At 47.7% G+C, this 8,539-nt stretch carries 10 protein-coding genes and 10 tRNA genes; 1 reads left to right on the top strand and 19 read right to left on the bottom strand.

The genetic code is table 11. The features are described 5' to 3' along the window. Nucleotides 1-159 precede the first annotated feature (159 nt). The 18 genes from KNO98_RS11730 to acpS form a co-directional block, all read right to left on the bottom strand. Nucleotides 160-236: transfer RNA gene (locus KNO98_RS11730), tRNA-Ile, on the bottom strand. Between the two features lie 11 nt (nucleotides 237-247). After that, a tRNA-Arg gene (locus tag KNO98_RS11725) sits at nucleotides 248-324 on the bottom strand. Nucleotides 325-327: 3 nt separating this feature from the next. Next, nucleotides 328-415 (bottom strand) — tRNA-Leu (locus KNO98_RS11720). A gap of 23 nt (nucleotides 416-438) precedes the next feature. Further along, nucleotides 439-514: transfer RNA gene (locus KNO98_RS11715), tRNA-Lys, on the bottom strand. A 9-nt stretch (nucleotides 515-523) separates the two neighbouring features. Then, nucleotides 524-595, bottom strand: a tRNA-Gln gene (locus KNO98_RS11710). A 7-nt stretch (nucleotides 596-602) separates the two neighbouring features. After that, nucleotides 603-678 (bottom strand) — tRNA-Asp (locus tag KNO98_RS11705). Between the two features lie 21 nt (nucleotides 679-699). Next, nucleotides 700-775, bottom strand: a tRNA-Val gene (locus KNO98_RS11700). Nucleotides 776-780: 5 nt separating this feature from the next. Then, nucleotides 781-855, bottom strand: a tRNA-Glu gene (locus tag KNO98_RS11695). Nucleotides 856-885: 30 nt separating this feature from the next. Beyond that, nucleotides 886-977: transfer RNA gene (locus KNO98_RS11690), tRNA-Ser, on the bottom strand. A gap of 9 nt (nucleotides 978-986) precedes the next feature. Continuing rightward, a tRNA-Asn gene (locus KNO98_RS11685) sits at nucleotides 987-1,061 on the bottom strand. Between the two features lie 208 nt (nucleotides 1,062-1,269). Then, the gene (locus tag KNO98_RS11680) at nucleotides 1,270-3,441 is read right to left on the bottom strand and encodes a Tex family protein (protein ID WP_051545916.1); all 2,172 of its coding nucleotides are present in this window, start codon (nucleotides 3,439-3,441) and stop codon (nucleotides 1,270-1,272) included. Between the two features lie 24 nt (nucleotides 3,442-3,465). Then, nucleotides 3,466-4,266, bottom strand: a complete 801-nt coding sequence (sigB, locus tag KNO98_RS11675) for an RNA polymerase sigma factor SigB (protein WP_015880560.1) — start codon at nucleotides 4,264-4,266, stop codon at nucleotides 3,466-3,468. Beyond that, complete coding sequence (gene rsbW, locus KNO98_RS11670) at nucleotides 4,232-4,711, bottom strand: anti-sigma B factor RsbW (RefSeq protein ID WP_026824471.1); 480 nt, start codon at nucleotides 4,709-4,711, stop codon at nucleotides 4,232-4,234. The genes sigB and rsbW overlap by 35 nt, the downstream gene beginning before the upstream one ends. Continuing rightward, nucleotides 4,708-5,034: an STAS domain-containing protein gene (locus KNO98_RS11665; RefSeq protein ID WP_015880558.1), complete on the bottom strand. Its 327-nt coding sequence runs from the start codon at nucleotides 5,032-5,034 to the stop codon at nucleotides 4,708-4,710. Before KNO98_RS11665 ends, rsbW begins: the two co-directional genes overlap by 4 nt. A gap of 142 nt (nucleotides 5,035-5,176) precedes the next feature. Next, nucleotides 5,177-5,527, bottom strand: a complete 351-nt coding sequence (locus KNO98_RS11660; RefSeq protein WP_026824472.1) for a type II toxin-antitoxin system PemK/MazF family toxin — start codon at nucleotides 5,525-5,527, stop codon at nucleotides 5,177-5,179. A 5-nt stretch (nucleotides 5,528-5,532) separates the two neighbouring features. Continuing rightward, the gene (locus tag KNO98_RS11655; protein WP_026824473.1) at nucleotides 5,533-5,811 is read right to left on the bottom strand and encodes a hypothetical protein; all 279 of its coding nucleotides are present in this window, start codon (nucleotides 5,809-5,811) and stop codon (nucleotides 5,533-5,535) included. Nucleotides 5,812-5,940: 129 nt separating this feature from the next. Then, entirely contained in the window at nucleotides 5,941-7,017 is a 1,077-nt protein-coding gene (alr, locus tag KNO98_RS11650; protein WP_214700988.1) for an alanine racemase, read from the bottom strand. Further along, nucleotides 7,004-7,372, bottom strand: coding sequence for a holo-ACP synthase (gene acpS / locus KNO98_RS11645; protein WP_026824475.1), 369 nt, complete (start codon nucleotides 7,370-7,372; stop codon nucleotides 7,004-7,006). The genes alr and acpS overlap by 14 nt, the downstream gene beginning before the upstream one ends. A 63-nt stretch (nucleotides 7,373-7,435) precedes the next feature. Here acpS and KNO98_RS11640 point away from each other — a divergent pair, with 63 nt between their 5' ends. Then, nucleotides 7,436-8,161, top strand: a complete 726-nt coding sequence (locus KNO98_RS11640; protein ID WP_026824476.1) for a rhomboid family intramembrane serine protease — start codon at nucleotides 7,436-7,438, stop codon at nucleotides 8,159-8,161. A 44-nt stretch (nucleotides 8,162-8,205) separates the two neighbouring features. On the opposite strand, the gene KNO98_RS11635 is transcribed toward KNO98_RS11640, so the two are convergent. Beyond that, nucleotides 8,206-8,523, bottom strand: a complete 318-nt coding sequence (locus KNO98_RS11635) for a hypothetical protein (protein WP_214700987.1) — start codon at nucleotides 8,521-8,523, stop codon at nucleotides 8,206-8,208. Between the last annotated feature and the right edge of the window lie 16 nt (nucleotides 8,524-8,539).

The following is an 8,539-nucleotide window of genomic DNA, read 5'->3' as shown; positions in this document are numbered from 1 at the left end:
CATGTATTAGGCACGCCGCCAGCGTTCGTCCTGAGCCAGGATCAAACTCTCCAAAGAATTTGATATAGCTCTTAAATTGACGAAGCTTGCGCTTCATTCAAAAATTGTAAAACTTTTTTTTTGCCTCATCGTTCAGTTTTCAAAGTTCGTCAGTTTAAATGGTGGGCCTAAGTGGACTCGAACCACCGACCTCACGCTTATCAGGCGTGCGCTCTAACCGGCTGAGCTATAGGCCCATAAAAAAGAATGGTGCACCCTGAGAGATTCGAACTCCCGGCCTTTAGATTCGTAGTCTAACGCTCTATCCAGCTGAGCTAAGGGTGCGTATGGTGCGGTCGAGAGGACTTGAACCTCCACGGTGTTAACCACCACTAGGCCCTCAACCTAGCGCGTCTACCGATTCCGCCACGACCGCAGCGTATAAAGTTAAAAGAAAAATGGTGAGTCATGCAGGGCTCGAACCTGCGACCCTCTGATTAAAAGTCAGATGCTCTACCAACTGAGCTAATGACTCAAATAAAAGCTGGGCTGGAAGGGATCGAACCTTCGCATGTCGGAATCAAAATCCGATGCCTTACCACTTGGCTACAGCCCAACGTAAATGGCGGTCTTGACGGGATTCGAACCCGCGATCTCCTGCGTGACAGGCAGGCATGTTAACCCCTACACCACAAGACCAGATTACGTTTTTATTTGAAATGGTGGAGGATGACGGGATCGAACCGCCGACCCCCTGCTTGTAAGGCAGGTGCTCTCCCAGCTGAGCTAATCCTCCATATATGGTGACCCGTACGGGATTCGAACCCGTGTTACCGCCGTGAAAGGGCGGTGTCTTAACCGCTTGACCAACGGGCCGATATTATGTGTCTTCTAAGTAATTTTAAGTGGCGGAGACGGAGGGATTCGAACCCTCGCACCGGTTTCCCAGCCTACTCCCTTAGCAGGGGAGCCCCTTATAGCCTCTTGGGTACGTCTCCAAAATAAAATGGCTCCGCAAGTAGGATTTGAACCTACGACCTACCGGTTAACAGCCGGTTGCTCTACCACTGAGCTATTGCGGAACGTTGCTTGAACTTATCGAAGTAACGATTTATATTGTAACCGCAAACCAGAAACCTGTCAATCACTTTCTTAGAAAAACGTTTATTTCGCATGTCGTCTCTCGGCGACTTCTATAAGATATCACGGCATAAAAAGACCGTCAACACTTTTTCTGAAAAAAAAGCAGGCAAAATGAAAAACATTTTACCTGCTCCGAGTTTCTTCTTATTAACTGTTCGGCGTAAGCATCGTCAAACTAATTCGTCCACGATTCACATCGACTTGTTCAATCCATACAGTCACGATGTCACCGACCGAAACGACATCAAGCGGATGCTTCACGTAACGATTCGACAATTTCGAAATGTGGACTAGTCCATCCTGCTTCACGCCGATATCGACAAATGCACCGAAATCAATGACGTTTCGGACAGTTCCTTGGAATTCCATCCCTACTTTAAGATCTTCAAGGCTCATAACATCTGTTCGTAGTAACGGCTTTTGAATATCTTCACGCGGGTCACGACCCGGTTTGGCTAATGATTTTAAAATGTCCTCTACTGTCGGAAGACCCGCATCTAATCGCTCACTCAATGCACGTGCGTCGACTTGCTGTAGACGTTCTCGAAGCTCGGCTGTTCCAACCTCTGATTTAGAGGAGCCGATTTCTTTTAGAATCGATAACGCGAGCGGGTAACTTTCCGGATGAATCTCAGTTTGGTCAAGAACATCCTTCCCGTTCATGATTCGCAAGAACCCAGCCGCTTGTTCGAACGCCTTTGCTCCGAGACGTGGCACCTTCTTAATATCCTTTCTCGTTTCAAAGCGTCCATTCTCTTCACGGTATGACACAATATTTTTTGCCGTCGTCTTGTTAAGTCCCGATACGTATGTCAATAAAGACTCGGAGGCACGGTTGACGTCAATTCCGACCATGTTGACCACGCTTTCGACGACAAATTCTAAGGATGCCTTCAGTTTATTCTGGCTCACGTCATGCTGATATTGTCCGACACCGACTGATTGCGGGTCGACTTTGACAAGTTCCGCCATCGCATCCTGGATTCGGCGTGCGATCGAGACGGCTGACCGTTCCTCGACTTTTAAGTCCGGAAATTCGCTTCGTGCGACTTCCGATGCCGAATACACACTCGCCCCTGCTTCGTTCACAATCGCATAAGCGATGTCACGCTCTGCTTTCTTCAACCAGTCGGCGACGAATTGTTCTGTCTCGCGTGACGCAGTCCCGTTCCCGACGACGATGACCGAGATCGGATATTCCTTCGCGAGTCTCGTCAACACTCTCTCGGCTCCAGCGATATCATGTTTCGGTGCCGTCGGATAAAAGACACCGACTTCTTCGACTTTTCCGATTTCGTTAACGACTGCCCACTTACAACCCGTCCGATATGCCGGATCAATCCCTAAGACGACTACTTCGCGAAGAGGTGGCTGCATATAGAGCTGCTTTAAGTTTTTCGAGAAGACATCGATTGCTTGTTCTTCTGCCTTCTCTGTCAACTCACCACGAATCTCCCGTTCAATTGCCGGGAAGACAGATTTTTTATAAGCCTCTATCACAGCCGCTTCGACAATTTCACGCTTCTCTTTCGGCAGTCGTTCATATGTACGGAGGGTCTGATCCATGAAGCGCGTCTCGTCAAATATCACTTTTACTTGAAGAACGTCGGTACGTTCTCCACGGTTCAAGGCGAGTACACGGTGTGGGACGATGCCAGCGATTTTTTCTTCATATTCATAGTACTGTGCAAAAATCTCTTTCTCGTCCTCCGCTTGTTTTTTCTTCTTCGAGCGCAAGAGCCCTTCTTTGCGTACGCGGTCACGGAGCATCTGTCTCAGTTTCGCTTCCTCGCCCCATTCCTCCCCGATGATGGCACGAACGAGTGGCAACGCTTCTTCTACTTCGACGTCTTGAGCGCGTTCTTTTAACGCCTCTGATGAATAAAGTGACTTGTCACGGAACCAGTCTGCGAGTGGTTGCAACCCTTTCTCGCGACCTTGTTCCGCTTTCGTGCGTCGTTTCGGACGATACGGTAAGTAGATGTCTTCAACTTGTTGAAGTGTCGTCGCCACCTCTAATGCTTTCGTTAATTCAGGCGTGTTCTTTTCCAACTCTTCTAATTTGGCAAGGACATCCGCTTTACGTTTTTGTAGACTCTCTTCATATTGAAGGGCGTCTAAAATCCCTTTGATTTCGACTTCATCCAGATTTCCCGTCATTTCTTTCCGGTAACGGGCCATGAACGGAATGGTCGCCCCTTCAGACGCGAGCTGTTGTACCGTCTCAACTTGGTTCCCTTTCAAGTTTAACGCTTTAGCCACTTTCGCAATCACTTGAATCACTTCCTTTTTTGATCTCTTCCAAAGTGTAGCAAACATTCAAACAAAAAAGCGACGACTCGATTAGTCATCGCTTGAGAATACTTCATTGAGTGGGACTTTGATGGCTTCACGCAGCTTTTCGAGTGCTCGCCGCTGCAAACGGGAGACGTGCATCTGCGAGATGCCGAGAAGTTCTCCAGTCTCTTTTTGGCTCATGTTCTTATAGTAGGCACATTCTAAGATAGCACGTTCCCGCTCATTTAAGACGTTGAACGCTTTTTCTAAAATGAGACGTTGGTCGACTGATTCATACCCACGTTCTTGGCTACCGACTAAATCGAGTAGTGTGACCGTACTGCCTTCGTTATCCGCTTCAATCGAACTATCGACTGACAAAGCCTGATAGCTCTTGCCCATCTCGAGCGTCTCAAGAATTTCTTCATCCGATACACCGAGATGATCGGCTATCTCATCGATTCGTGGCGAACGTTGTAATTCGGTCGTCAATTCTTCGACTGTCTTCTTAATCTTCGGACCGAGCTCTTTGATTCGACGAGGCACGTGGACACTCCACGTCTTATCGCGAATAAATCGTTTGATTTCTCCGATGATGGTCGGAACCGCAAAAGATTCAAAGCTACGACCAAACTCTGGGTCAAATCGACGAAGTGCCGCTAGTAATCCAATCATCCCAACCTGTACGAGATCGTCGTGAATCGCCCGTCCTCGCGAGAATTTGCGAGCGAGCGCTTCGACGAGGTCTGAATAGCGATTGATGAGTAGCATTTGCACTTCTTCGTTTTGGTCATCTTGTTGGTAGCGTTCAATCCACTCTAGTACCTCATCATCACTGTGATGGCGTTGTTGAGATTTTGCTGGCACTCTGATCCACCTCGTCCCTGTTAAGGAGTTTTGTCATCGTCACTTTGACACCGTTGTCTTTATTGATCGAGACATCATCCATTAACGCTTCGATAAGGAAGAGACCAAGTCCTCCCTCGCGGAGCGATTCAATTTCCGTCGTCTCTTCGACCGGAGTCGCTTGACGCTTCACATCATCCGCGAACGTCTTGCCTGAATCTTCAATCGTGATTTCAAGACGATCTGCATACACGCCACACGAGAGTTTGACTTCTCCATCCTGATGTTCTTCATAAGCATGTTGCACGGCATTGCCACATGCTTCCGAGACCGCGATTTTAATATCCTCGATCTCGTCGTACGTATATCCCATACGGTTAGCGATTCCTGAAACGACTAATCGAACCACACCGACATATTCTGGTTTGGCCGGGAACGTCATGACCGTCTGTTCAACATTGTTCATTGCGTGCCACCTCTTACATTCGAATTAATAGAAAGAAGTTTGTGAAGACCCGTCAATTCGAATAGACGATTGACTCGATCCGTGACCCCGACAAGTGACAACTCTTTTTCGTTACGCGTGGCAATCTTCAATGCCCCAACGAATACACCAAGACCTGTCGAGTCCATATACTCCACTTCGTCTAAATGAACGACCACATCTTGTTCACTGATGGCCGGATGCAATACTTCTTTCAATTTTGGTGCAGTATATGTATCCACTTCCCCGGATACGTAAAGGTGTAATTGTTCTCCAATGACCTGCTCGCGAATCGCTAAATCCATTGTCTATTCCCTCCTAAATGTCCGTACAGATAAATTGAGTACGATTAATTTTAATTCCCCTCTGACGAAATTTTAAACCATTTTCTTAAAAAATTTTTAAAAAAAGACCGATACCTATGTACCAGTCTTGATCTATGTAAGGCTAGAGCGGGATCAATCCCATACTAATCTCTAGCGCTCGGTCAACTTTATGCATCGTCTCATCATCGAGATGAGTGACTTTATCCGTCAGACGACGCTTATCAATCGTTCGAATCTGTTCAAGTAAAATCACAGAGTCTCGTTCGAGTCCGTGCTTCTCTTGATATACTTCCACATGAGTCGGCAGTTTTGCTTTTTGAATCTGAGCTGTAATCGCAGCGACAATGACGGTCGGGCTAAAGCGATTGCCGATGTCGTTCTGTACGATGAGAACGGGTCGAACGCCACCTTGCTCTGAGCCGACTACGGGCGACAGATTCGCATAAAATACGTCACCACGCTTTACGATCACTCTGCTCACACCCCACTTACTTGACGTAAGAGAGCATGTTCGGCTTCGGCTTCAATCGTTAGCATCTCTTCTGCCATATTCAAGTTAAACGCGGCCATCTCTTGATAGCCTTTCGCCAATTCTTCACGCAGTGTTTGTTGTCGATCAGCAATTTCTTTAGACAAGTATGTCACTACATCGTTCAAGGACAGTGTTTCACGGTCTTTCATCGAAATCGGACCCCCTTGTTGCGAGAACCGATCTGGGACGGATGCTAGCGCACCCGCAGTTCGCTGCTTCAACATCTTACACCTCCAGAATCGTTTCATGGACTGGCGGAAAATCTCCCGCGTTCTTTATCAATATAACACGCAGGAATGGGAAAATATAGAGAATTCGAGAAAGAATTCAGATAATTTCACACGATTTCTGATTCACACATAGCGACGCGGCAATCGGCTCGTAAATTGACAGACAATCTCATAGTTGATGGTTCCTAGATGTGACGCGAGTTCATCAATGGCGACATTTCCACCGATGAGTGTCACATCCGTACCGACTGGGAACTCTTTTGGGAGACGAATCATGAAACGGTCCATGCAGACGCGCCCTACGATTGGACAACGAACGCCATCCACCTCGACCTCAAATCCGCTCGCCTTCCGTAACCAACCGTCCGCATAACCGACCGGGACCGTACCGATCCATTCATCGGCCGACGTCGTATAGGTCGCGCCGTAACTGATTGTTTGACCTGCCTCAAGTTGTTTCACCTGCATGAGCTGACTTTTTAAAGTGAAAGCTGGGCGCAGAAATGAATAGAACGTCTCCATCTCATCTGACGGATATAATCCATAAAGCGCGATTCCGACACGAACCAAATTGTAAGGAACATCTTGAGCCGCCATTCGGATGGCTCCGGCTGAGTTAGACGTATGAATATAACGGAATCGCTCGTGTAGACCCGCCATCAACCGTTCGAATCGCTCTTGTTGCGTATAGTACAAGTCGCTATCTAGTTCATCGGCTGTCGCGAAATGGGTGTAAATCCCTTCCACCCTAATCGAGTCAGTCGCTTCTTCTAGTAAGGCATCCAACTGTTCACGGGTGCGCAGACCGAGACGTCCCATCCCTGTATCGACTTTGATGTGAACCTTCAAGGGCTTTTCTTCTATATAAGGAGTTGCCTCTTTTAACCATTCGGCTGAAAAGACGGACAACGTGATGCCCCGTTCTGCCGCAGCTCCGGCATATTCAGGGAATTGCGCCTCCATAACGAGAATGGGTGCCGTGATTCCAGCATCGCGAAGCTCAATCGCTTCCTCAAGTAAAGCGACCCCAAGCATCGTTGCCCCATTCTCAAGTGCAATCTCCGCTACTTCAACCGCCCCGTGACCGTAGGCGTTCGCTTTGACAACCGCCATGATGTCTTGTGGGATACGTGTTGATAATTCTTTTATATTATGGGCGATGGCCGCCCGATCAATCTCGATTCGACTAGGACGAAACATGTTGCCCCTCCTCTTCTAAGATGACTTGCGCGACCGCATACGCTTGACTATGACTGATGCTGACATGAATCCGACCTGAAAACGGTGCGGTCATGACAGGCCGTCCTGTCTCATCTGGTAAAATTTCAATATGACGCCACGATAAACCGTGTGCAATGCCGGTGCCAACCGCCTTGGCATAAGCCTCTTTTGCGGCGAAACGACCTGAGACAAACTCGATTTGACGCGGTAGCGGGTACTGTTGAATAAACTCATATTCCGCTTCGGTGAGCAGGCGCTTTAAAAAACGCGGTTGTTTCATCGAGCGAGCCATCCGATCAAGCTCGACGATATCGATTCCGATTCCTACAATCACAGGACACTCGCTCCTTTCCTTTTTTCCTCGTTTCCTTATACAATTGAGGAAAGAGGTGATGTTATGTTTAGTCGTACTGAAAATGTACAAACGTTTGTACGGGCATATCCACTCGTAACGCTGTTCATTGTAATCCAACTCCTTGTGTTTGTCATCGATTCTTTCGCTCCTGGTTTACGAATCGTTGCGACGGGTGGGTCGTTCCATTTGGCACTCGCGGACGGACAATGGTACCGCTTGGTCACGGCCAACTTTATTCATTTAAGTCTCGGCCATTTATTGTTCAACTCGTTCGCGCTGATCATCTTTGGGCCAGCGATGGAAAGAATGGTCGGTCATGTGAAATTTGCCCTGTTTTATGTATTGGCCGGAGCTCTTGCCAACTTGCTCACCTACTTCACCGTCAGCAATTTATTTTATCTACAAGCTGGTGCGTCAGGTGCAATCTTGGCCATTCTCGGATTTTACGTGTTCATCGGCCGCTTCCGTCGCACGTTGATGTATAGCCAGGATGCCCGCTTGGTTTATATCTTCGTTGCTATCAGCGCTGTCTTCACATTAATCGGTTCAAATGTGTCGCTTTGGGGGCATGTGTATGGTTTCCTCTCAGGATTTTTACTTGCCCTACCACTCTCACGGTTTGCCGTTCCGTATACACGGCCCGCTCGCTATGGAAAGTATAAGCAACGCTCTTACGCACCCCCTGTTATTCATTCTGGGGATGGAAAGTGGTTTTTCTACATTATTATCGGACTAGCCATCTTCGGATTATTGGCACAATTCCTATGACAAAGATACAAAAAACGGCCAAGCGAAATCGCTTGGCCGTTTGCTTAAATTTGATTTTTATGACGAGCCTCTTGTAGCACGTCGACTAAATCCTTCACGTCTTCGACAAGGTTTTGAATCGTATCTTGGTTTTCTTCGTAGAGCGATTTCCATTCCATGACACGATCTTTCAAGTTCCCTTTCGATGAGGCTTGAAGACCGACTGCATGGGCTTCTGTCGATGAATTCGATGACTTCAACTTCGACTTAATGCCTTTTAATTGCCTTACTTGTTGATCGCGCGTTTCGCTATGGAGAAGTGATGCCGCCGCGCCGATTACTGCACCCGCAGCCATCCCCAACCAGAAATAATTCTTGTTCATAAAAATCCTCCCCTAA

It is taken from the genome of Exiguobacterium sp. s57, from assembly GCF_018617685.1.
Taxonomy (GTDB): Bacteria; Bacillota; Bacilli; order Exiguobacteriales; family Exiguobacteriaceae; genus Exiguobacterium; species Exiguobacterium marinum.
This window is presented reverse-complemented; position numbering and strand designations above follow the sequence as displayed.

What these genes read in the sequence shown, in the direction of transcription:
- KNO98_RS11680 (WP_051545916.1), bottom strand. Translation starts at nt 3,441, where the DNA reads ATGTTTGCTACACTTTGGAAGAGATCAAAAAAGGAAGTGATTCAAGTG.
- rsbW (WP_026824471.1), bottom strand. Translation starts at nt 4,711, where the DNA reads ATGAACAATGTTGAACAGACGGTCATGACGTTCCCGGCCAAACCAGAA.
- KNO98_RS11665 (WP_015880558.1), bottom strand. Translation starts at nt 5,034, where the DNA reads ATGGATTTAGCGATTCGCGAGCAGGTCATTGGAGAACAATTACACCTT.
- KNO98_RS11655 (WP_026824473.1), bottom strand. Translation starts at nt 5,811, where the DNA reads ATGTTGAAGCAGCGAACTGCGGGTGCGCTAGCATCCGTCCCAGATCGG.
- alr (WP_214700988.1), bottom strand. Translation starts at nt 7,017, where the DNA reads ATGTTTCGTCCTAGTCGAATCGAGATTGATCGGGCGGCCATCGCCCAT.
- KNO98_RS11640 (WP_026824476.1), top strand. Translation starts at nt 7,436, where the DNA reads ATGTTTAGTCGTACTGAAAATGTACAAACGTTTGTACGGGCATATCCA.
- KNO98_RS11635 (WP_214700987.1), bottom strand. Translation starts at nt 8,523, where the DNA reads ATGAACAAGAATTATTTCTGGTTGGGGATGGCTGCGGGTGCAGTAATC.